25 protein-coding genes are annotated in these 21,984 nt (G+C 66.2%); 9 read left to right on the forward strand and 16 right to left on the reverse strand.

All coding sequences use genetic code 11. The features are described from left to right. Positions 1-125: 125 nt before the first annotated feature. Positions 126-470: a hypothetical protein gene (locus ACIBK2_RS24710; RefSeq protein ID WP_396970206.1), complete on the reverse strand. Its 345-nt coding sequence runs from the start codon at positions 468-470 to the stop codon at positions 126-128. Positions 471-1,160: 690 nt separating this feature from the next. After that, positions 1,161-1,430: a siderophore-interacting protein gene (locus tag ACIBK2_RS24715; RefSeq protein WP_396970208.1), complete on the reverse strand. Its 270-nt coding sequence runs from the start codon at positions 1,428-1,430 to the stop codon at positions 1,161-1,163. A gap of 99 nt (positions 1,431-1,529) precedes the next feature. Between ACIBK2_RS24715 and ACIBK2_RS24720 the strand changes: the two genes are divergently transcribed. Further along, a complete protein-coding gene (locus ACIBK2_RS24720; protein WP_396970210.1) occupies positions 1,530-2,315 on the forward strand; it encodes an AraC family transcriptional regulator in 786 nt (261 codons plus the stop codon). A 172-nt stretch (positions 2,316-2,487) separates the two neighbouring features. After that, a complete protein-coding gene (locus tag ACIBK2_RS24725; RefSeq protein WP_396970211.1) occupies positions 2,488-3,663 on the forward strand; it encodes a 4-hydroxybenzoate 3-monooxygenase in 1,176 nt (391 codons plus the stop codon). 194 nt (positions 3,664-3,857) lie between these two features. Here ACIBK2_RS24725 and ACIBK2_RS24730 read toward each other — a convergent pair whose 3' ends face one another. Continuing rightward, positions 3,858-4,511 carry an SDR family NAD(P)-dependent oxidoreductase gene (locus ACIBK2_RS24730; protein WP_396970213.1) on the reverse strand — a complete coding sequence of 218 codons (654 nt, stop codon included), beginning with the start codon at positions 4,509-4,511 and terminating at the stop codon, positions 3,858-3,860. After that, positions 4,508-5,362 carry an oxidoreductase gene (locus ACIBK2_RS24735; RefSeq protein ID WP_396970215.1) on the reverse strand — a complete coding sequence of 285 codons (855 nt, stop codon included), beginning with the start codon at positions 5,360-5,362 and terminating at the stop codon, positions 4,508-4,510. The genes ACIBK2_RS24730 and ACIBK2_RS24735 overlap by 4 nt, the downstream gene beginning before the upstream one ends. A 102-nt stretch (positions 5,363-5,464) precedes the next feature. Between ACIBK2_RS24735 and ACIBK2_RS24740 the strand changes: the two genes are divergently transcribed. The 3 genes from ACIBK2_RS24740 (at position 5,465) to ACIBK2_RS24750 (ending at position 7,763) form a co-directional block, all read left to right on the forward strand. Then, positions 5,465-6,265 carry a helix-turn-helix domain-containing protein gene (locus ACIBK2_RS24740; protein ID WP_396970217.1) on the forward strand — a complete coding sequence of 267 codons (801 nt, stop codon included), beginning with the start codon at positions 5,465-5,467 and terminating at the stop codon, positions 6,263-6,265. 71 nt (positions 6,266-6,336) lie between these two features. Beyond that, positions 6,337-6,927, forward strand: a complete 591-nt coding sequence (locus tag ACIBK2_RS24745) for a TetR/AcrR family transcriptional regulator (protein WP_396970219.1) — start codon at positions 6,337-6,339, stop codon at positions 6,925-6,927. Beyond that, complete coding sequence (locus ACIBK2_RS24750) at positions 6,924-7,763, forward strand: alpha/beta fold hydrolase (RefSeq protein ID WP_396970221.1); 840 nt, start codon at positions 6,924-6,926, stop codon at positions 7,761-7,763. The genes ACIBK2_RS24745 and ACIBK2_RS24750 overlap by 4 nt, the downstream gene beginning before the upstream one ends. Positions 7,764-7,809: 46 nt before the next feature. Here the strand turns inward: ACIBK2_RS24750 and ACIBK2_RS24755 are convergent, their stop codons facing one another. From ACIBK2_RS24755 to ACIBK2_RS24790, 8 genes are all read right to left on the reverse strand, one after another. After that, positions 7,810-8,106, reverse strand: a complete 297-nt coding sequence (locus tag ACIBK2_RS24755; RefSeq protein WP_396970223.1) for a hypothetical protein — start codon at positions 8,104-8,106, stop codon at positions 7,810-7,812. 13 nt (positions 8,107-8,119) lie between these two features. Next, the gene (locus tag ACIBK2_RS24760) at positions 8,120-9,469 is read right to left on the reverse strand and encodes a hypothetical protein (RefSeq protein ID WP_396970225.1); all 1,350 of its coding nucleotides are present in this window, start codon (positions 9,467-9,469) and stop codon (positions 8,120-8,122) included. A gap of 125 nt (positions 9,470-9,594) precedes the next feature. Further along, a complete protein-coding gene (locus ACIBK2_RS24765; protein ID WP_396970227.1) occupies positions 9,595-9,906 on the reverse strand; it encodes a WXG100 family type VII secretion target in 312 nt (103 codons plus the stop codon). A 54-nt stretch (positions 9,907-9,960) separates the two neighbouring features. Next, a complete protein-coding gene (locus ACIBK2_RS24770) occupies positions 9,961-10,287 on the reverse strand; it encodes a WXG100 family type VII secretion target (RefSeq protein WP_396970229.1) in 327 nt (108 codons plus the stop codon). Between the two features lie 372 nt (positions 10,288-10,659). Next, positions 10,660-11,868, reverse strand: coding sequence for a DUF418 domain-containing protein (locus ACIBK2_RS24775; RefSeq protein WP_396970231.1), 1,209 nt, complete (start codon positions 11,866-11,868; stop codon positions 10,660-10,662). Between the two features lie 118 nt (positions 11,869-11,986). Beyond that, positions 11,987-12,748 carry a hypothetical protein gene (locus tag ACIBK2_RS24780; protein ID WP_396970233.1) on the reverse strand — a complete coding sequence of 254 codons (762 nt, stop codon included), beginning with the start codon at positions 12,746-12,748 and terminating at the stop codon, positions 11,987-11,989. A gap of 524 nt (positions 12,749-13,272) precedes the next feature. Then, a complete protein-coding gene (locus tag ACIBK2_RS24785; RefSeq protein WP_396970235.1) occupies positions 13,273-14,694 on the reverse strand; it encodes a S8 family serine peptidase in 1,422 nt (473 codons plus the stop codon). Positions 14,695-14,779: 85 nt separating this feature from the next. Further along, a complete protein-coding gene (locus ACIBK2_RS24790) occupies positions 14,780-15,382 on the reverse strand; it encodes a DUF308 domain-containing protein (protein WP_396970236.1) in 603 nt (200 codons plus the stop codon). Between the two features lie 337 nt (positions 15,383-15,719). Here ACIBK2_RS24790 and ACIBK2_RS24795 point away from each other — a divergent pair, with 337 nt between their 5' ends. The 4 genes from ACIBK2_RS24795 (at position 15,720) to ACIBK2_RS24810 (ending at position 18,091) form a co-directional block, all read left to right on the forward strand. After that, a complete protein-coding gene (locus ACIBK2_RS24795; RefSeq protein WP_396970238.1) occupies positions 15,720-16,223 on the forward strand; it encodes a pyridoxamine 5'-phosphate oxidase family protein in 504 nt (167 codons plus the stop codon). An 88-nt stretch (positions 16,224-16,311) separates the two neighbouring features. Beyond that, on the forward strand, positions 16,312-16,719 hold the full coding sequence (locus tag ACIBK2_RS24800; RefSeq protein ID WP_396970240.1) for a YciI family protein: 408 nt from the start codon (positions 16,312-16,314) through the stop codon (positions 16,717-16,719). Further along, positions 16,719-17,864: an RNA polymerase sigma factor gene (locus tag ACIBK2_RS24805; RefSeq protein WP_396970805.1), complete on the forward strand. Its 1,146-nt coding sequence runs from the start codon at positions 16,719-16,721 to the stop codon at positions 17,862-17,864. The genes ACIBK2_RS24800 and ACIBK2_RS24805 overlap by 1 nt, the downstream gene beginning before the upstream one ends. 53 nt (positions 17,865-17,917) lie before the next feature. Then, the gene (locus tag ACIBK2_RS24810) at positions 17,918-18,091 is read left to right on the forward strand and encodes a hypothetical protein (protein ID WP_396970242.1); all 174 of its coding nucleotides are present in this window, start codon (positions 17,918-17,920) and stop codon (positions 18,089-18,091) included. Between the two features lie 237 nt (positions 18,092-18,328). On the opposite strand, the gene ACIBK2_RS24815 is transcribed toward ACIBK2_RS24810, so the two are convergent. The 4 genes from ACIBK2_RS24815 to ACIBK2_RS24830 form a co-directional block, all read right to left on the reverse strand. Then, positions 18,329-18,880 carry a DUF4232 domain-containing protein gene (locus ACIBK2_RS24815; RefSeq protein ID WP_396970244.1) on the reverse strand — a complete coding sequence of 184 codons (552 nt, stop codon included), beginning with the start codon at positions 18,878-18,880 and terminating at the stop codon, positions 18,329-18,331. A 150-nt stretch (positions 18,881-19,030) separates the two neighbouring features. Next, complete coding sequence (locus ACIBK2_RS24820; RefSeq protein WP_396970245.1) at positions 19,031-19,702, reverse strand: 1,4-alpha-glucan branching protein; 672 nt, start codon at positions 19,700-19,702, stop codon at positions 19,031-19,033. Positions 19,703-19,777: 75 nt separating this feature from the next. Continuing rightward, on the reverse strand, positions 19,778-20,182 hold the full coding sequence (locus ACIBK2_RS24825) for a hypothetical protein (protein ID WP_396970247.1): 405 nt from the start codon (positions 20,180-20,182) through the stop codon (positions 19,778-19,780). Positions 20,183-20,834: 652 nt separating this feature from the next. Further along, positions 20,835-21,791: a hypothetical protein gene (locus tag ACIBK2_RS24830; RefSeq protein ID WP_396970248.1), complete on the reverse strand. Its 957-nt coding sequence runs from the start codon at positions 21,789-21,791 to the stop codon at positions 20,835-20,837. Positions 21,792-21,984 lie beyond the last annotated feature (193 nt).

Here is a 21,984-nt window from a genome sequence, read left to right on the forward strand (position 1 = left end):
TGGCTACGAGCCGGGATACCAGCCGCCGAGTACGCCCGCGGCACCGGCGGCGAGCAGCCCGATCTCGCCGGCCTGCCGTGTCGCCGACAGATCCCGGTGGGCCACAGCCGCTCTACAGTTCCCGGCTAGCGGTCGGTGCCGGGGAGGCTGATCGGATCGGAGTCGGGCGGGATGTTCTGGGCCACACGCAGGTGCGGGCTCGGCGGCACGGGACGACGAGGTTCGCGGACGTCGGCCGAATCTCCGCCCGGTCCGTCGGGAGGTACTGCGGTCAATGGGATCGATCGCATTGGCCCGAGTACGCCCCTTGGCCGCGCGCAGATGACTTCCCCCGGATGTATCTGCCAGGCCGCCAATCCTGGTTCGCATTGCATCTGCTCTTCGCGACCATCGGGGTGCACACGCAGGTAGTGAGGGCTGACACCATCGGGTTCGGGGGTGTAGTCGCCCGGTTCGTGATTGTGCGTCATGTCGGGATTGTGGCAGGGTTCGTCGTTCGGCTAAAGAACATCCGCTCATGGCCGCGCTTGGCACGCATTGGTCAGCGTTCCACAGTGACCTCGGATCGGTTGGACGACAAAGCATTTCCAATGCGAGCCATGCCGCTGCAGGCGCTCGGGTGAGCTGCCAACGGGACTTGCCATCCATTAGCCCGCCGGAGGCCGCGCCGTTCCATCAACCGCGACCCGGTCACGAAATGTGTGCCTGATCCATCAGCTCGGCGACGTTGCAGGCGAGGCAGTTCATTACGTGCACGGTGCGGCAGTTCTCTACTACACGGGGGTCGAGGAGCATCCGGGAGGAAAAGTCACGCTAAGCAGACGGGGTGAATCCTGGTGCGCTGGGTGAGCAGCGGTTGGTTGTACCCAGCCCTTGCCGCCCCGCTTGCTCATCTCGAGCGCGTCGCCGACCGGCTCGCAGTCACAGGCTGGCTCTGCCGTGACTGAAGTAGCCACGGAATGTGATGTCGGACTTAGAGATCCGGCGATCGTTGACCAGATGCCGGCGCACCCCTCGTCGAGGAAGGCCACCTCGGTGCCGGGTTGCGTGCCCAGCGCCCATCCGGTGCCCGGCGCCGCGGGCTTGCTGGTGTCGGCGTGTTCGTCGAGGGAGATCTCGATGTCGAACGCCGAGGAATCCGGGTGGAAGCGCCGGATCGATTACGTCCGCACGCGCGGGCGTCGCTTACCGGCGCCTGCGAGGGTGAGCTGAAGGATCCAGCGGGAACTGTCGGGCAGAAAGACCTCGCCGTCCTCGGACGGGTCGGCGAAGAACAGGCGTCCGGACTGGTCGGGCCCGGACTGCTCGAGGTGTTCGACATCGCCGCCGCCGAGGGTGACCGACATGAAGTGTGGACTGATCAGCCGGGTGGACTGCACGCTCAGCGACCGCATCCGCCGCTGGTGGGGACGCTGGACTTGGGACATCATGGCTGGCACCGTTCTCGGCGCCACAGCTGGGTATCGAGGTTCATGGGCCCCACTATCGACGCCGTCACCGACTTCCAACCACCGGTAAACTGACGTCCGATGCCGAAAACCCGTCAACCTTCTCCTGAGCTCTCCGAACCCGACGACGCGGTCCTGCAAGGGGCGGGGTGGTTGCCGCACGGCTACCACCTCGACCCGCATTCCCACACCCAGGGCCAGCTCGTCTACGCCGCCTCCGGCGCGCTGGCCACCGCGACCGAGCGCGGGACCTGGCTTGCCCCGGCCAATCGGGTGACCTGGACCCCACCGCGATTCGCCCATTCCCATCGCTTCTACGGCGACACCGATGTGCGCCTGCTCACCGTGCCGGTCGGGTTGTGCGGCGAACTCGTCGATCACCCCAGCGTGTTCGCGGTCAGTCCGCTGCTGCGCGAGGCGCTGCTGGCGCTGACCGACAAGCCTGAGGCACGCCCTGGCGCCCACCAGCGGCTGCTGGCGGTGATCATCGACGAACTCGCCGACACTGCCGAGCAGTCCCTGCATCTGCCCGAACCGGGCGATGGCCGACTGCGTGTGGTCACCGACCTGCTCCACGACGACCCCGGCCACGCCGCCACCCTGGCTGAGCTGGGCCGCCTCGCGGGGGCCAGCGAACGCACGCTGAGCCGGCTGTTCCACACCGAGTTGGGCATGAGCTTTCACCGCTGGCGCACCACCTTGCGCATCCATCACGCCCTGGCGCACCTGTCCAACGGCATGTCGGTCACCGACAGCGCGATCACCTGTGGCTGGTCCAACCCGTCGAGCTTTATCGACGCCTTCACCGAGGTCGTCGGCCAGACCCCCGGCCGTTACCAGGCCGAGCTGCGCGCCGTCCGAAGCTAGCGCACAGGCTCTCACCGCTAGGTTGGCGGCTTTCCCGTATCCACTGGCCTATTACCGGTGGTGGACCTACCGGTGTGCGCGCCACAGTGGTCTCACCACGCCGCGCCAGAACAGCGGCGCAGCGGGCACACCCACCAGCGTGCCCGAACCCACCGAGACCACGGAGGCCTCCATGACCGAGACACACGAACACACCACCACCGTCGTCGTCATCGGCGCCGGCGTCGCCGGGCTGACATTGGCGAACTTCCTGCTGCGCAACAACATCGGCTGCACCGTCCTGGAAAAACATCCCCGCGCCTACGTCGAGGCGCGCCAGCGCGCCGGAACCATCGACACCTTCGGAGTGCGCATGTTCCGCGAGTGGGGCCTTGCCGAAGTGCTGGAAGGCGACCCGATCCCGTACAGCGAAGGCGGCTTCTACATCGACGGCTACGCCATGCCGATCGAGGTCGACGACGAAGACAACGAAAGCCTTTACTGCCCCCAGCAAATCCTCGTCCGCAACCTCACCGACGTCTTCCTGCGCGAGGGCGGTGACCTGCGCTATGAAGCCGCCGACGTCGCCCTCGACGACCTCACCGGCGAAGCCCCGCGCGTGCGCTACCAGCACGGCGACGGCTCGACCACGGTGATCAGCTGCGCCTATATCGCCGGGGCCGACGGCTTCCACGGCATCAGCCGCGCCAGCATCCCCGCCGACGCACTGACCGAGTACTCCCACGAATACGGCTACTCCTGGCTCAGCGTCCTGGCCGCGGTCCCCACCAACCCCTCCGGCATGGCGATCCACTCACTCGGCCTGGCGGGCATGATTCCCCGCGGCCCGGCAGTCAGCCGCATCTACCTGCAGTGCTCGATCGACGACACCGCCGACGACTGGAGCGATGAGCGCATCTGGAGCGAGCTGGAAGCCCGTTTCGGCACCCCGGTCTCGACGGGTGAGATCATCGACAAACGCATCGTGCCGCTACGCAGCGTGGTCTTCGAACCGATGAGCTACGGCAAGCTGTATCTGCTCGGGGATGCCGCCCACATCGTTCCACCGATGAGCGCCAAGGGAATTCACCTGGCCCTGCACGACACCGAGGTCCTCGCCCGCGCCGTCATCGCCGGGGTCAAGAACGGCGACCCCAGCCTGCTCGACGCCTACTCCGAAACCTGTCTGCCCCACATCTGGAACTACCAGGCCTTCGCGACCTGGATCACCGACGTCATGCACAACGCCGGATACACCGGCCACGAAGGAGAATTCCGCAAGCAAGTCGCTCGCGCCGAACTCCAGCGCCAGTTCGCTTCGGTCACAGCCAACAAGCTCTTCAGCGAACTCACCGCCGGAACCAACTAGATGCCCCACGCACGACAGCGCTCGCCGCGGGACTCAGCCCGAGAACGGCAGCGGCATCGCGACATTGGTGCTGGAGGTACCCAATGATGGTGCGTGTCAGCCGGAGTGGCGCGTGTACCGGGCGCTCGGCGCGGACTGAGCAATCAGTCCACGCTGGTTCGCTGGGCGGCCAGTGACATGAAGGGTGAGCGGTATCACCGCAGGACGAGCAGGGGCTGGTCGCGGGCGGTGTGTAGCTGCCAGAGTTCCTCGGCCACCGCGTCCGGTTCGTGCCTGGCGCCGGGGGCGATCGGGCCGACGACGGTGATCTGCGCGGCGTGCACGCCGTCGGCGGCGAGGGTGTCGTGCAGCATGCGGGTGTAGGCAGATTCGGCTGCGTAGGCGATTCCTGATACCGCGCGGTCGCGGTGTGGTTCGACGGCGGCGCCACCGGTGGTGAACAGCAATGTGCCGTATCGCTTGTGGCGCATGTCCGGGACCACCGCGCGGACAACCGTCGCTGCGGCAACGACGTTCAGTGTCAGCGCGCTCTGGATGTCCGATGGTGCGGTATCGAGGACGGGCTTGATCCAGTCGAGATTCGGCCGTGGGCTGAACAGCACGACCTCGATCGGACCGAGCCGCTCGCGCAGTGCGGCGAGGGCGTCGGTGAGTGCCTTCTCGTCGGTGACGTCCGCGGATTCGGTTGCCGTCGTGATGCTTTCAGAAGTCAAGCTGTCCGCGATCTTGGCCAGGTTTGCGGCGCTGCGTGCGATCAGGCCGACCGGATACCCCTCGCGGCCGAACCTTCGGGCGGCCGCCGCGCCCAGTCCGGGTCCGGCGCCGACCACGACGAACGCGCCGCTCACTTCTCCCCCCGATCCACGCTGACGGTCAGTGCCTCGTTCGCATCGATCTCGTCGCGCAGCCGTTCCAGGCGGGCGCGCGTTCCGGCGAGCGCGTCGGAGCCGAGCAGCAGCCGTCGCGGTGGTACTGCGGAGTCCACCGTCGCGGCGATGGCCGCGGCGGCGCGACCGGGGTCGCCGGGCTGGTGACCGGAGACGGCCAGCGTGGACTCGCGGCGTTTGCCTGCGGTCTGCTCGTAGTCGTCCAGGCGAATCGGCGACTGCCGCATGGATTCTCCCGCCCACTGGGTACGCAAACCACCCGGCTCGGCGATCGTCACCGCGATGCCCAGCGGTGCGAGTTCCGCGGCAAAAGACTCTGACAGGCCCTCCAACGCGAACTTCGTTGCGTGGTAGTGGCCGGTCGCGGGGAAAGCGGCTAGGCCACCGAAGGAGGAGATGTTGACGATGCGTCCCGAGCGGCGGGCTCGCATGCCAGGCAGTACGGCCCTGAGGACGGTCACCACGCCGTGCACGTTGGTGTCGTACAGTGCACGGACCGCGGTGTCCTCGCCCTCTTCGATGGCGGCGAGGTAGCCGTATCCGGCGTTGTTGACCAGGACGTCGATGCGTCCGAAGGCTTGTTCACAGTCGCGGATCGCTGCGGTCACCGACACGGGGTCGGTCACGTCGAGCTGCAGTGCTATCGCGCGATCGCCGTATCCGGCGGCGAGATCGGTTACGGCAGTGCGGTTTCGGGCGGTGACAGCTACCCGGTCACCACGTTCGAGGGCGTGTGTGGCCAGCGCGCGGCCAAGTCCTTTGGAGCATCCGGTGATCAGCCATACCTTCGCTGTGTTCGTGTCGTTCGGCATGCCTCCATGAAAGTGACGAGCCGGAGAAGGTGCCACACCCGCTCGAGGGTGGCTCTCGCAGGGTCAGTTTCGCGGGTGGCGCGGCAGGTAACGTTCACTCGGATGGCACGTGACGACAATGAGCTCGGTTCCTTCCTGCGCAGCCGGAGGGAGAAGATCGACGCCGCCTCCGCCGGGGTCGTCGACAACACGCGACGGCGGGTGAAAGGGCTGCGTCGTGAGGAGCTTGCGCTGCTCGCCGGACTCAGCCCCTCGTACTACATCCGGCTCGAACAAGGCCGCGACCGGAATCCCTCCCGCGAGATCCTGCAAGCGCTGGCCCGTGCGCTGCGCCTGGACGATACCGAGCGGTCCTACCTGTGGTCTTTGGCGATACCGTCGCTCGATCCGGCGGAAAACGACATGGTCCACACTGTGCGGCCCGGTGTGCTGCAGCTCCTGAAGCGATGGGCCGACCTGCCCGCGTTCATCGTCGGTCCGAGCCGTGACGTGCTGGCCGGCACCGCACTCGCCGCCCGGGTCAACCCCGCCTGGAGCCCGGGGCACAACCTGCTCGAGTTCACGTTCCTCGATCCGCGTGCGCACACGGTGTATCCCGAGTGGGATGAGATCGCACTGCAGGCTGTCGCCGGTCTGCGCGCCACCGCCGTTGCGCGCCGCGGCGAACTCGACGGCTTCGTGGCGGATCTGCGCGAGCGCAGCGAAACGTTTCGGGCGCTGTGGGATTCGCACGACGTGTACGAGCGCACGATGGGCGCGAAACAGCTGCGCGTCGACGGCGTCGGCATCCTCCGCCTCGCGTTCGAGACCTTTGCGCTCACCGGTCCGGAGGGTCACGTCCTGTACGTGTACTTCCCCGAGCCCGGCAGTGCGGCGGACGAAGCCCTGCGCAGCCTCGTCTGAGAAAGCCACCTTGCCAAACCTAATATTCCTAGGTTATAAACTAGGAACCCTAGTTTGACGGAGGTGTGCACATGATGGCACGAGCCGGGTTGACCGCCGAGCGGGTCACCCGCGCCGCGGCCGATCTCGCCGACGAGATCGGCTTCGACAACGTCACGATGTCGGCGTTGGCCAAGAAGTTCGGCGTCAAAGACGCCAGTCTCTACTCGCACGTCAAGAACCTGCAGGAGCTCCGGGCGCGAGTCGCCATGCTCGCCGCGACCGAAAAGACCGACCTGCTCGCGAGCGCCGTCGCCGGGCGAGCGGGCCACGACGCACTCGCCGCGTTCGCGAACACCTGGCGCGAGTACGCGCTGCAATACCCGGGCCGCTACACCGCGACGCAAACACCGGTGCCGCCCGGAGTGATCGACCCCGACCCCGGCGCGATGCGCGGTATCGAACTCACCTACCGCATGCTGCGCGCCTACGGCCTGACCGAACCCGACCTCACCGACGCAGTCCGGTTGCTACGCAGCACCTTTCACGGATATGCCGCTCTCGAGGCAACCGGCGGCTTCGCCCATTCTCGGGACACCAACGCCTCCTGGGAACGCATCATCGACGCACTGCACGTCACTCTCGAGCAGTGGCCGTCCAGCGACAACAAGGAACACCCATGAGATCCGACACCCTGAAGGTCCCCGGCGCCACCCTCTACTACGAGGTCCGCGGTACCGGCCCCGTACTACTGCTCCTCCCCGGTAGCGGCGGCGACGCAGCCGCCTTCGACCCGATCGCCGACACCCTGGCCGACCACTTCACCGTCGTCACCCTCGACCCACGCGGCTACTCCCGCAGCCCCCTCGACTCCACCGAGCCAGTAGACCAGCAAGTAGCGGTGCAACGCGACGACGCCCACCGCCTCCTCGAAACCCTCACTCCCGCAGGCGAAGACGCCTACGTCTTCGGCGGAAGCGGCGGCGCGGTAGTAGCCCTCGACCTACTCACCCACCACCCCGAACGCCTCCGCCTGGTCATCGCCCACGAACCACCCTGCTTCGCCGTACTCCCCGACGCCGCCGAACAAAAGGCCTTCATCGACGAGGTCTACACCCTCTTCCGCACCGAGGGCATAGCAGCCGCAGGCGCCCGCTTCCTCGAAGGCATCGGCGGCACCATGAAACCCATGCCCGACCCCGCCGAATTACCGCCCCGCACAGCCGAAATGATCCACCGCCTACACGCCAACGCCGCCCTCATGATGGCCCACGAACTACGCCCCATCACCTCCTACCTCCCCAACGAACCCACCCTCGCCTCCTCAACCGACCGCCTGATCCTCGCCGCAGGCCGAGAAACCCGCGGCCACCTCCCCCACCGCCCAGCCGCCACCCTCGCCACCCACCTGAACATCCCCCTCACCGAATTCCCCGGCGGCCACAGCGGTTTCACCGAAGCCCCCACCGAATTCGCCCACCAACTACTCGACCTGCTCCTCGCCGCGAAGGTGGGCTAGCGCAGTGCGCAGTCGCGGTCCCCGTTAACCGGTTCGTCGGTGGTGGTCACGCGTTCCCCGGCCCCTTCTCGTCATCGGCCAGATTGCCTTGCGGGTCGAACCACTGGCCCTTGAAATAGGTCCAGCCCTCCCACTCGGTACCTTCCAGATCGTCGGAGAACCGGCCGCCGAATCCTGCTGGCATGACCCCTTCCGGTGCCGGTCTCGCCGCGCGGAGATCGGCAGCGAATTTTTCCAGGATCGCCAGGTCGCGGGCGTCTTCTTCCGTGGTGGGGAACTTCATTCCGGCCGCCTCCGCTTCTTCGCGGGTGTAGAAGATTTTCCCGTCTACTTCTTTCGGCATTGATATTTCCTCCTTACATTTCCGACATGGTTATCACGACGTGACCATCTTTGTCGGGCGGCGTTTTGCTACGAACCAGGAAATTAGTATTCGGTGGGAACAGGATCTCGTCGGACGTTCCGTACTGGCTGTATTCTCGGTCGCTCTTGCTCACAATGTGCATCTCGACTCGGGAATTGTTCACCAGGGTTTCGTTCGAACCTTCCAGCTTGTTGGATGCGGACATGAATCCTTTGTCCGCGTAGGGCTGACCTTCCACGAATTCGTCCAAGGCTTTCTGACTCATATTCGTATGCCGCACCACCGGACCCTCATGCTTGGGCAGTTTTTCTAGCGCTTTGGTGAGGTCGTCGATCTGCTTGGCTTGAGCGGGGGTAAGGTCTTCACCCTTGCGCAATAATCGAGACAGCGAATTGCCGCGTGGGTCGTTGATGCCTTGTTTGAGAACGTCGATATCGGCTTGGGTGAGAGGCGCGGCAGCCGGTGCGGTCGTTGGCCGGATCTTGGGTACCCCGTTGGGCGCAAGATCCTCGATGCGTTTGCATTCCTGAATTGCGCGCTGTAGATCCTGGTCGAATTTCACTCCGGCGCGGATCTTGCGGTTGGTGCGCCAGTTCTCGATGATCAGGCGCATCGGCCGGGCATAGCGGGCGCAGATGGCCGCGGCGCCCGCTAGACCGATCGCGGCACCGGCACCGAAGGTGATGAACGAGGACGCGACCGAGATTGCGGCGGTGATCGCCAGTTCTTGGATAAGAGCGTCGCGCACCATCTCCAGTTGCTGTTTGAGCAGGTCGCGTAGTTCGTCGAGGGCGATGCGGTGATCGCGGCACGACTGCGCGAGATCTGCCATAGCCGTCAACGTCGCTTCTGCGGCCGCCTTCAGGGCGCGCAGATCCTCATCGATGAACGCCGCTTCCGGGGCGATCACGTCTTGGAACGCGGCCGCTCCGGCCTCGAGGATTGCCGGAAACCCGGCCGCGCCTTGGGAATTGCGCACACCATCCCAGGTCAGCGCGGCGTTGGAAATGGTGGTGGCGTTGCCGTCCGGCACCGTGAGGCCGATCTTTTCGACCAGGCCGAGCCCTTCATCAACCAAGCCCTGTCCGGGGCCGCCCGCGCTCGGCAGCGGCACCCGACACACGAGTACCGGGTACATCGGGGTCGGTGGTTTGACCGGCGCGGGTCCGGCGTCGATGGTCGCGCCGTGTTCATCGAGGGCACGCTGGTAGCCCATTTCGTTGAGCACGATGGCGTAGGTGTGTGCGGCCGTCGCGACCTTTTCGACCATTTTGAGAATGTCGGTGGCGCGCTGGTCGTAGGACTTGGCCCAGTCCAGGGCATCGGAGTAGCTGCCTGCCATGTGGTTGGCTTTTTCCAGCTCGGGCCAGCGTGCGTCGACGTCGGACCACCAGGCCGCCGCGCCCGCGGCCAGTTTGGCCGCGGTGTCGTAGTAGACGGCGGTGTCGACGTCTAGGACGGTGCCGGTCACTGTGCGCCCTGACCGCTGCGGCCGAGCATCGCGAGGTTGGCGGCGGTTCCGTTCGCATACGACGCGTGCGCGGCTGCTGCGGCGGCGCGCATCTTCTCGAGTCCATCGGTCATCAACGCGGCGGCGGCGACCCATTCGGCGTGTGCGGTGGCGTGGGCGTCGGCGGCGGCACCGGTCCAGCCGGATTGCATCGTGGCGATCCGGGTGTCCAACTCGGTCAAGGCGTCGGCCACGAACGCATTGAGCGCGGCGACCTTGGCGGTGACGGTGTCCAGGTGCGCGAGGTCGACTCGGTATTGGTCAGTCATGGTGCGTTGTCCCCCAACGGGTCCCGGTTCGAAACGAGTATGGAGCCAGCGAGGTCAGGGTAGGTCGAGGGAGCTGACCGCGGCGGCGTTGCCGGCGTCGGCGGCGGCGGTGCGATCGACCACCACGCCCAGCAAGTCGGCCATATCCGCCAGAGCCTCGAAAACCCCCAGGGCACCGCGGTGGACCCCGTCCCATGTGGTGGCGTACGCGGTCGCCGCAGTGCCGCGCCAGGTCGTCTCGAGCGCGTTGACGTCGGCCGATGCCGAACGCAAACCGCTGATGAGGTTCTGCGCGGTGGTCTGCACGTAACGTCCCGCCTCGCTGACGTGCTCTGGAACCAGGTTGAAGGTGGTGGGTGCCGCGGCGGCGTTGTCGGTCACGGGATGCTCCTCGGGGTTCGGGTGCGATCTTGCAATGTTGGCCGCGCCCGGAGGGATTACGGTTCCATCTGAATCTATCGTTCTGAATCTATCGGTTCCCGATCGATGCCGACCTCGGGCCGCTCAGGACCAGCGGTTATCGCATCCCGTAGGTGACGGCCCGGAAGCAAGAGGGACGATCATGTTTCAAAACCGTCGATCGCGAATTACACTGTCTCGCAACGGCCCCCACAACCCCGACCCTTCGTCGGTCTCCACGGCCGCAGGCTGCAATGATCCACGCGGTCGACGTGCGGATCATTGGAACCTGCGGAACTATCCGGGAGCACCCGGGTGGGCTGTCGGAATTAGGTCCGACCTGGGACGATCGGCCTACTGGGCGCGATGCTCCGCGCGGCGCTTCCACTCCGGGATCGACAGGTAAGTCGCCGCCCGCAGGGCCCACTCCACCGGTCCATATCGATGATTGCGCAACCACCAGGTACTCAGCGCCAGTTGGCCGGTATAGGTGAGCAGGGCGATGGCGATGACACCGGCCGGTGGGATCTTGTCGGCCAGTGCGAACCCGTAGCCGGTGTAGATCACCATGAGCACAATGGACTGTCCGATGTAGTTGGACGCCGCCATCCGCCCGGCCGGGGCCAACCGGCCGATCAGGTCCGCGGTACGCGGCGACTGGGTGAGGCAGACAACGCCTGCGATGTAGGCGAAGGTCATCAGCGGATTGACGAGTTGCTGCACGCCGGCCCAGATCATGGGCGGCGTTATCCATTCCATGGTTCCCGCGAAGGTCACCGCCGAGACCGGCAGCCCGATCGTCAGTCCGCCGACGAGTACCCGAGGTGCCCAGCGCCGCAACGTTTCCCGGTCGGTGAGCAGTTCTCGTTTTCCTGCCGCCATGCCCATCAGGAACATACCGAAGGCCGTCACGCCCTGGGTGAACCAGATCAGTGCGATGAAGATGGGTGCCAGCCACATCTGGTTGGCGAACGTGTCACCGAAGGCCCCGGTGTATCCGTCGTGGACTCGCGGCACGTCGAAGAGGTCGGCCAGCGCGGCGATGCCGTCGCCGCCGTCGCTCGGCAGGAACGACCACCCGCACCACAACACATACAGCACCACGCCGGTGATCACGGCGGTGCGCGGCTTCAACTTCTTCAGCGGGATCAGGATCAGGCACAGGAACGCGTACAGGGTGAGGATGTCGCCGATCCACAGCAAGAACACGTGCGCGAGCCCGATCACCAGCAGCGCCAGGCAACGCCGCAACAGTCGCGTGTTGGCCGACGCACCCGCGCGCTGCGCCGCCGCGATCTGCAATGTGAACGAGTAGCCGAACAGGAACGCGAACAGCAGATAGAACCGGCCTTCGAACAAGGCGTTGACCACCGCGCTCATCAGGTGATCGAACGGACCGTCGAAGCGCAGTTTCGGATTGTCACTCGTGCCGCTGTACGACCACCACGTGGTCGCGAACATGACGTTGGTGACGAGGATGCCGAACAGCGCGAACCCGCGCAGAATATCGACCTCGGCGATCCGTCGACCCGAAGTAGTGCCGGGGAGAACCGATTTGGTCATGGTATCGAAAGTAGCCGCCGACTCCCGGGCTGCGCGTCCGCCGCCGGGCTGACCGACGCCCTGACCTTGGGACACCGCGGCTGCGACCTGAGGCGTATTGACATTGGACGTTCGGCGGTCACGTCAGGTCGGCGACCTCGAGATAGATCTGCCGCTCGATCGCGATCTCGGCCAGAAATCCTTGTCCGCCACCGGCTGTCGCCGGGAACGCCGCGACCGCCAGTTCCCCCGCACGCAACCGCGCACCGGTGAACTCGCGCTGTCCGAGGATGATCGGTTGCGCCTGCGCGAAACCCGTCCCGGCGATCTCGTCGGCCAATGGCTCACCGAGCAGGTCGGTCACGGTTCCGGTGATCAGCCGAGCCGCGACGATCTGATCGAAACTGGGTTGCCGGTTGATGTGATGCGCCAGGTACATCCGATCGGGCCGCCCGAAGCACAGGTGGGTGAGCAGGCCGCGGCCGCGCACGCGGTCCGGGTCGAGTTCGGCGAAGTGCACGACGCTGCGCACGGTAGCGCGCACCTCGGTGGCAATCGCGATGCCGCCACGTTCGCGCCTGCCACGAATCAGGGTGCCGTGGAAGGACCTCCGTCGGCGCACCCGCCCCGGATCCAGTTCCGCGACAGGGAAATCCTCGGGATCGAAGGTGTGAATATCGGTGTAACCGATCCGCCGATCCGCACCGAGAGCCCGCTTACCCCGCTCATCGAACTCGACGGCAAGCAACACCTGGAAGTTGTAGGGCGCCTGGAACATCGGCCGATACGACAGATAGCAGTCGACACCGGTCCCGAAAACCACCATGCCATGCAACCCCGCACCCCCTGCCAAACCAGGCTGATGATGGTGTCCAGGTGCACGAATATGAATTGCACTCATCGTGAGCTCCTTTTCTCGCCACCATCACAGTGCCAAGAACCGACCGCCGTGCCACGAGTGCTGGACTACTCGAATCCCCTGGTACCGGCTACCCGAAGGCCGCGGCGACCTTCCTGAAAGCCCGCCGACTCCGGCGAAATACCCCGCTGACGGCCGCAGATTTTCCCTCCGCCGCAGCACCAACGCGCGGCTGTCCGGCCGATCACGCGCGAAAGCCCTTTGCCCCGCCCCGAACGAACTTGCCTGATCTCGACCCCGACTGCCCACCCATTCTCCGGATGCCGCGTCCAGAATGGTCGGCACGATATCGACCGAAGGCGCCCTTCATCGCGTCCTGCCAACCAAAGGGCCCCCTCGGTCTGAAGGTGCCGACTGACCGGAGGGGCCCTTCAGCGCCTTAGACCGGGTGAAGGGGGCTTTCGGTCGGGTTTCGTATCCAACGTGTCCAGACGCGGCACTAGCCGTACGTCCCGGTGCGCCGCGGTCTGACGCGGAAAGCGGGAAGGCTGTTCAGGATTGGCGACTCAGTGCGGCGCGGCCATCGCCTTCAAGTCCGGCAGGTTGCCGATCCGCTGACTCGCGGGTCGTCCCGGCGCACTCGTCTGCGGTGACCCGGTGGCCCGCAGACGGGCGCGTACCTCGGCGGGTGTCCTCCGCTGACCGGCCGCGGTACTGATCCCCTGATAACTGGCGACGGTGCCGGTGACGATCGGTGAGGCACTGGATGTCCCGCTGAACACATCGGTGTACCAGAGATCTTCGTCGGAACCACCCTGCAGATCGCCATAGCCGGTGGTGGTGACTTCCCTCCCCCAGGCTTGGGCGTCGACACGAGAACCGAAGTTGGAGAAGTCGAGTCGCGACCGTCCGGGTCCATAGTCGCGGCCGTGAAAGCCGGACGGTGGCGCGCCGGCGCCGACGATGATCGCCCCGGTGTCGGCCGCGCCACCGCGGAACGGGTTGCGCCATGAGGTCGGGAAGTCCCCGGGACGGGTGTCGTACAGGGCGGCATCCAGGTCTTCGGCACCGTTCCCACCCGCCTCGACCACGATGACACCGCGCCCGACGGCGTAGCGGATCGCGGCCAGGTCGTCGGGCCACCATTCGATGGCGATGTAACCGGCCTGGTCCGCGCGGCCCGCATAGTTGAATCGTGGTCCGGGACGGTGCAGTTCGAGCAAGATGACATCGCCTGCGGCGAGCGCGTCGGCGGCAGTGCGGATGGCTGCGGCCGATCCGGGTCCGAAGATCGAGACGGCTCGCAGGAGGGCGTCGGGGGCGATGCCGGTGATGCCGAAGGCGTTCACGTCGCCGCTGATCTCCCCGGCGACCGCGGTGCCGTGGTCGCGCCAGCCCAGATCAGGTGAGGGGTCGCCGCCGATCACTCCGCCCTGATTCGCGAGCAGGTCCTCGTGGGTGAACCGCCACGCGCCCTCGACATCGATGACGCGCACACCTTGGCCGCGTCCGCCGGGCACAGTCCAGGCCCAGCGAGCATCGATGCCTTGCGGTGCCGCATCCAGATAACCCTGGCGTGCTTCGAAATTCGGGGTGACCGGTGGCGCGTCGGCCGCCACGGAATAGGCGGTGCCGTCCGGGGCGATCGGCGGTTCGGCGGGCGGTTTGAGATAAGCACCGTCGACAGCGTCGTCTTCGCGCAGTCGTGCCGCGATGTCGGTGAGCCCCTCGGTGACCCCGCGGACGGCGAAGTACCGCAGATACTGCGCGGCGACAGATTCATGCGGTGTCCCCGCGACGCGACCGTGCAGACGATTGACCGGTCCGAAGATCCGAGCGAGCCGACCACCCGTGGGAAGCAGCGCCGTCAACCGCGCCTCGGTGCTGAGACTGTCATCGAGTGCGCTCGGGGTGAGCGTGGTGTCCGCGCCGTGGGTGACCACGATCAGCTCCGGCCGCAACTGGAACGCGGACTGCTGGGGTGCCATGGTTTCCAGTGAACCTGGTGCGCAGACGGGGCGATAGCGGAATGCATTACGCAGTGGACGCATTTCGGCATCGCATGCCGGGCGATCAGCGATCGAGCCGTACCGCACGCATCCGCGAAACCCCGGGCAGCTCCACCACCCGGTGGCGCACCGCCGCGACGCTGAGCACCTCCATCGTCCCGATCAGAATGAGGAACAGGCCGACCACCAGGCCGAGCACGTCCACCGAGTCGAACGGCAGCACCCCGACCAGGATGCCGAGCACCATGGTCGCCAGGCCGAACACTTCCTGTGTGCCGCCACTGGCGAGGTTGTCCGACCAGACCGCGACCGTGGCGTGACAGATCCCGCGCACCGCCCAGGCCAGCCCGATCCAGAACGAGAGCAGCAGTGCCGAATTGCCGCCGCTGAAACACAGCACGGCAAGCAGCATCGAGACCAGGCCGCTGGCGAAGACGAGCACGCGCAACGCGGGCGCGAACTTCCCGCCGAACGCGATGACCATCTGCAATCCGCCGTTGAGCAGCAGATAGAGACCGAACAGCAGCTCCGCGGTCGGCAGCGACTTGTGTGGCCACACCGCTACGACCACACCCACGATCATCGAGCAGGCACCGGCCACCAATATCGCCTGCCGGGCACCCCCGGCCAGTGGTTCCGTACGCCCTTCGAGCTCGGTTTCGGGCATAGCTACATGATATGGCGGCCTCGCGCGGATAGCCGCGTGTTTGCTTTCACTCGGTGCGCCTAGTGGGACGCCGGGAACCGAACGCCGGATTGCGACCGCACTACCGGGATCCACCGCGTGTCCCGGCTGGTCTGGTCGCTGGAAGTCGGCAAGTGTTGCCGCGTCGTTGCCACAAGCGCTGCGGCCAGGTCTCCTGCGGTCAGGAAAAATTTCTGGAACTAATCGCGGTTCCGATGTCGAGAACGTAGCGCCGGCTCCGTCCCAGGGTTATCAGCGGCCACCACCGACCGCGACGAAGCACAACCGCCCAGCTGGGCGGACCACGAAACCGAGAGGCATGACCGTGCGACAGAACGAGATCGCCGAAGTCCTGAACCGCCCGCTCAGCCAGGAACTGCTGGCCCGCGACCTGACCCGCCTGGCCTACGTCGCCAAGGACGGCACACCCCGCAATATCCCGATCGGGTTCACCTGGAACGGCTCCGAGGTCGTCCTGTGCACCTCGAAGAACGCCCCGAAACTGCATGCCCTGCGCGAGAATCCGATGGTGGCTCTGACGATCGACACCGAGGTGCATCCGCCGAAGCTGCTGCTCATCCGAGGCCGGGTCGAGCTGGACGTGGTCGACGGCATTCCGGCGGAGTACCTGCAGATGAACGGCTCCTACGAGATGACCGCCGAGCAGCGGGTCGTGTGGGAGGCGGAGGTGCATTCGCTCTACGACGGCATGGTCCGGATCGTCGTCACTCCTACCTGGGCGAAACTGATCGACTTCGACACGACCCTGCCCAGCCCGGTCGAGGAGCTGATCAAGCAGCGAGCAGAACAGTCACGCGCCTGAACGCCGCCGCGTGGCGAACCCCCGCGCGGCTTCATCCCCGGAATCAGCACCCGGCCACAATGGGCCGAACCACATCAAGGAGAACATGATGGCCAAGTACTTGCTGCTCAAGCACTACCGTGGCGCGCCCGCCTCGGTCAACAATGCGCCGATGGACCAGTGGACGCCCGAGGAGATCACGGCCCACATCCAGTACATGCGCGACTTCGCCACCCGACTCGAGGCCACCGGCGAATTCGTCGACGAACGAGCGCTGTCCCCGGAGGGCACCTTCGTCCGCTACGACGGCGAGGGACGGCCGCCGGTCACCGACGGCCCGTTCGCCGAGACCAAGGACCTGATCGCCGGCTGGATGGTGATCGACGTCGACACCTACGAGCGGGCGATCGAGCTGGCCGGTGAGTTGTCCGCGGCTCCGGGCGCGGGCGGCAAGCCGATCCACGAGTGGCTCGAACTGCGCCCGCTCTACGGCGAAACGCCGACGGTCACCGAGTGATGGACGAACTGCTGCTGCGGGAGCTGACTCCCGCGGTGATCGGCGTCCTCGTGCATCGCGGCGTCGACTTCGCGACCGCCGAGGACGCCGTGCAGGAAGCACTCATCCAGGCCGCGACCACCTGGCCGGACCAGCAGCCCGCCGACCCGAAGGGCTGGCTGGTCACGGTCGCCTGGCGCAAATTCCTCGACGCGCACCGCTCCGAGGCGGCGCGTCGCGAGCGTGAGCAGCGGATCGAGGCCGAGCCGGCACCGGGACCGGCCGAGACATCAGACGACACACTTCAGCTGTATTTCCTGTGCTCGCACCCGTCCCTGACACCGGCGTCGGCCGTCGCGCTCACGTTGCGTGCGGTCGGCGGCCTGACCACACGTCAGATCGCGCAGGCGTATCTGGTGCCCGAGGCGACCATGGCGCAACGGATCAGCCGGGCCAAGCGAACCGTCTCCGACGTCCGGTTCAACCAACCCGGTGACGTCGGGACGGTGCTGCGCGTGCTCTACCTGGTGTTCAACGAGGGCTACTCCGGCGACATCGACCTCGCCGGTGAGGCGATCCGACTCACCCGCCAACTCACCGCCAAGACCATGCACGAGGAGGTCGCTGGCCTGCTCGCACTCATGTTGCTGCACCACGCGCGCCGCCCGGCCCGAACCGCCCCCGACGGCAGCCTCGTCCCACTCGCCGAGCAGGACCGCAGCCTGTGGAACACGCGCCTGATCGCCGAGGGCGTCGACGTCCTCCAGGCGGCCCTCGCCCGTGACCGACTCGGCGAATTCCAGGCCCAGGCCGCCATCGCCGCCCTACACGCCGACGCCCAGACGGCCGAGGAGACCGACTGGGTGCAGATCGTCGAGTGGTATGACGAACTGGTGCAACTCACGAATAGTCCAGTGGCCCAACTCAACCGGGCTGTCGCGGTCGGTGAGGCCGACGGTCCGCGAGCAGGGTTGGCCGTACTCGCGGGACTCGACCCCGCTCTGCCCAGGTACGCTGCCGTCGCGGCATACCTACACGAACGTGACGGCGACCTAGCGACCGCAGCACGGCTCTACAACGAAGCCGCCCGCTCGGCAACGAGCCTCCCCGAACGCGAGCACCTCACACGACAGGCCGCCCGGCTCAACGCACAATTGCACCGTTGAAACCAACCGATCGCGCTCACCCATGTCAGCCATGACCTGAAAGGTTGGCGAACATGCTCTGGAAGTACGCGGTGTGGATCTTCAAAACCGTCGGCTACTGGATCGGCGCATTCATCGCCGGCGCCGCATCCGGTGTGGGCGATCTAGGTCCCGCGCCCGAACGGCCCCGGAGACAACGCAACTACCCCTATGACAAGACATCTCGCTCGAAAGGCCAGCGCAAATGACGATTGCGCCCCGACGAAACCATTGACCCCGAAGCTACTTTGCGCGTCCTGACAGCTTCAGGATTCCAGGGCCTGTTCAGCCGAGACTGATCTTGCGGCAGGTTTCTGGCGTATTCGGGTCCCACTGCAAAGACGCCCACACCCGGGGAGCCGGATTCCAGCCGGGTCGCGGCCGAGCTGGTGCGTGCTCGGCAGTGAATCGGCCAGCGCGCCAGCGTGAGTGGATCGCCAGGGGCATCAGTGCATGTCTGGGCCGACAATCGGATGGACTTCCAGCGTGCATGCGGTGATGGTGGCTGCGATGGGTTGCGGGGTGGGTGCGTTGGGTGGGGTGACGCGTAGGCGGGTGTAGGTCGGGCAGGAGTTGCCGTTGGCGTCGACCGCCATTCCCTCGACGATGGCTGCGGCAGGCGCGGCGGTCATGATGACGACGGGTGGGGCGTCGCGGTCGGGTGGGAGTCCGCCGAGGTAGCCGCGGGGGGTGTGGTCGGCGCGGATGACGGGGCCGCCCTCGTCGGCCACGATCTCGGGGTAGCCCGAAATCTCACACGCCGGGGTGCCGTTGGCCAGGCCGACGGTGATCTGCACGCCGCGGTGGGTCGAGCCGGGCGATACCTCGGTGGCGCTGAGTACGAGTTGGCCGGCGGCACAGGGCGAAACCTGCTTGCTGCCGACGCTCGGGGGTTCATCGGAGGTGGCCGGGTTGCTCGCGCAGCCGGTGACTGCGAGTAGCACGACACCGACGATGATCGGTGCGTATCGCGTGGTCCGTTTCGACAGAGGAATCACGTCCTTTCGTCGTCGGAGCAGGCCATCCCCGCCGCTGCACAATCCGTGCGCCGTGCACTCCGACAAGGATATGGTCGCAGGCCGGGCGGCGCGTGTCTCGCCAAGCGTGTGTCGTGTCGCTGAACAGCCTTGCAGCCGTTCATCTTTAAACTAACTCTCCGGGTGGCCGTGGAAGGTCAGAAACACTCCGCGGACCGAGGAACCATCCGGCAGCCGCCATTTCGCGGTGACATGACCCGCCCCAGCCTCGTCGGAGGACTCATCACCGGGACGCAGAATCCGGTTGATCCGGACGATCGCCGTACTGCCCGGCACCCGCGCGCCGACCATGATGTCGGTGCCCGACGATCCATCTTCCGCCGTCACCGGCTCCGATCCGAGAGCGGGAACCGCGATCTCCGGGGTAGTCACGGCAACCGACTCATCCACCGTCGCGCTGTCATGCTGCGCCTGCGGCACCGCCGTTCCACCGAGCAACGCCAGAATCTGCGCCACCACCACCGGATCGCGCGTCCCGTCATAGAGCCATCGCTGCCCGAGCACACCGTGCATCGACTTACCGATCAGCGCGTCCTCGGCTCCGTCGAGCGGTGCCCCGCGATAAGCGAACGGCACCTGATAGGTGACCGGCTCCGTACCCGAACTGTCCGTCACCGCAGCGAACTCGATCCCGACCTCCCCGTCCGGATCATCGAGCCGAAACCCACCGACCCGATCGAGCACAGGCTGAGCACCTCCGCGATACCACGACCTCGTCGGCAACCACGAGGACAACAACTCGACCTTCGTGGGAACCATTGTGGTCTGGTGGATTACCGCCATGCCCGAGTTCTCCCTCTGTCACGCCAAGACGCCGCGCATCGCAGTCTATGGGATTCCGACTGCGGTGTTGCCGGGTCACTCGAAGCAGCGGGTGGTGACCTTCAGCGTGAAGATGTTGCCTGCGTCGTCGCCGCCGGTGAAGAGACCGCTGTCCTCGTCGTGCCGTAAGACAACGGTGGCAGCGAGCCTTTCGGTGTTCGTACCGTCATCTGTTCGCTCGTGTTCGATGATGCGCACGTCGAAGCGTGGACCATCATCGAGGTCGACGGTGCCGCTCAGTTCTACATAGAACGGCGAGTACATCAACGTCGATATCCCGCCACAGCCGTGGGCATTCCAATCCAGGATGTCGGCCTTGACCGCACCATCGGAATCAATAGTCAGCTCGCCGTTGTACGGTTTCGACGGCTCATTTCCGTCGTTGCCTACGTAGTTGGTCTCGACCAGGTAGGTGCCTTCTCCAAGAGATGGTGCGGTCATGCGCTCTCTCCTCAACGGCGTCCGGCAAGACGACATGCGTTACCGCCTGCACGAATCAGGTTCGCACACTTGAGGACTCAGCGGTGGCGGATCGTGTCGACGTCATCGTTCGGGACTTGAAAACCAGCGAATGTCGGCTTCCGAGGTGGTCGAGCTATCGCCGCGCACCCGCTGTGTCAGCCCCGAACCCAGTACAGGGGGTGTGAGGTTGACACAGCGGATGTACGGATGAGTTCTGGTGTGGTGGCCTGGCCGTGGTTGCGCCGAGCTCGAAAATCGGCGAATCTCCCCGCCCAGGCGGTGGACTCGAGCCGTACACCCGTTGTGTCAGCTGCACATCCAGCACAGGGGGTGTGGGGCTGACATAGCGGGAGTACACATTCTGCTACCTACGTCGGCACTCATCAGAGCAGAGGGGGCGGCTTCAACCCCGGCAAGTGGCTGCCGCAGTACAGCGTTTACCTCGTCGGTTGCGCTTTCGTGCGACCGACGAGGGATCACGACCGCAGCGGTCTGCGGCGATCAGCGTCGCGAACTACTTACGCCCTGTGCGAGTGGCCAGTTTCGTGACCGCGGCTAGAGCTGAGTTCCGGCGCGTTCGGTGCGGGCCAGCGACCGCAACCAGGCTGCCGAGATCAGCTTTCCGAACCGCTTACGCCCCTGTGTGGCTGTCCAGTTTGGTGACTCCGGCTGGTTTGCGGCGGGTTTCGGCGAGGAGTTCGTCGAGTTGGGCTTCGGCGCGTTCGGCGCGGGCCAGGGTTTGGGTGCGGGCTTGGTCGAGGGCCTCGATGCGGTGGGCGGCTTCGGCGCGGGCCTTGTCGATGGTTGCTGCGGATTCGGCGCGGGCGGCGGCGATGTCGGTGGCGGCGGTGCGGCGGATCTCGGCGAGTTCGGTGCGGGTGGTGTCGAGTTCGGCGCGGACCCGGCGCCATTCCTCGCGGGCCTCGTTGGCGGCTTCGATGCGTTCCATGGCCGCTTGCTCGGCACGTTCGGTGGCGCGTTCGGCGTCGGCGGCGCGTTGCACGGCGAGGTCGCGTTCGGACTGGGCGGCGGAGACCTGGGCGGCGGATTCGCGTTGTGCGTGCGCGATTTCGGTGGCGACGCGGCGTTCGGCTCGTTCGACCTGTTCGGTGGCTTCCTTGCGGACCCGTTCGATTTCCTCGGCGGATTCGCGGCGAGCCGTGCGGACGTCCGCCTCGGCTTCGCTGCGGGCGGCGAAGACATCGTCGGCGGCTTGGCGGGTGGCGCGCTCGACTTCGCGTAGCGCGTCGTCGCGGGTGCTGTTCGCGTCGGCAACGGATGCTTCCGCGCTTTCGGCCGCGCTGGCGGCATCGTCAGCGGCGGCCTCGGCAAGCGCACGCTGTTCTTCGGCCTCGCGTCGTGCCTGTTCGGCGGCGACGGTAGCCATTTCGGCTTCGGCGATGCGCCGGGCGGCGTCGGCTTGAACGGCCTGGACCTGCGCCTCCGCGACCGACGGGTCGCCCAGGGTAGACAGTTCTGCGACGGCGGCGTTGAGGGTGTTGCCCAGTTGGTCGGCGAGTCCACGGAATTGGGTGAGCAGCTCATCGGCCCGGAGCCGGGCGACGGTGACCGGACCTTGCTGCGTCACAGTGACGTTAGCGGAGGGTACCTCTGACTCCTGTTGTTGCCGTTGACGTTCCCGCCACGCACGCCATCGCGTGTGGTCTGGGTGATCACAGTATTCGGAGGGACGGCCAGGTCCCCCGCCGCGCGTGATCGGTCGGGAGCAGCCCGGGTAGTTGCAGACGTTGGACACCGGAGAATCGTAGCGTTGGTTTCGT

The sequence above is a fragment of the Nocardia sp. NPDC050175 genome, from assembly GCF_044459885.1.
In the GTDB taxonomy this organism is placed as follows: Bacteria; Actinomycetota; Actinomycetes; order Mycobacteriales; family Mycobacteriaceae; genus Nocardia.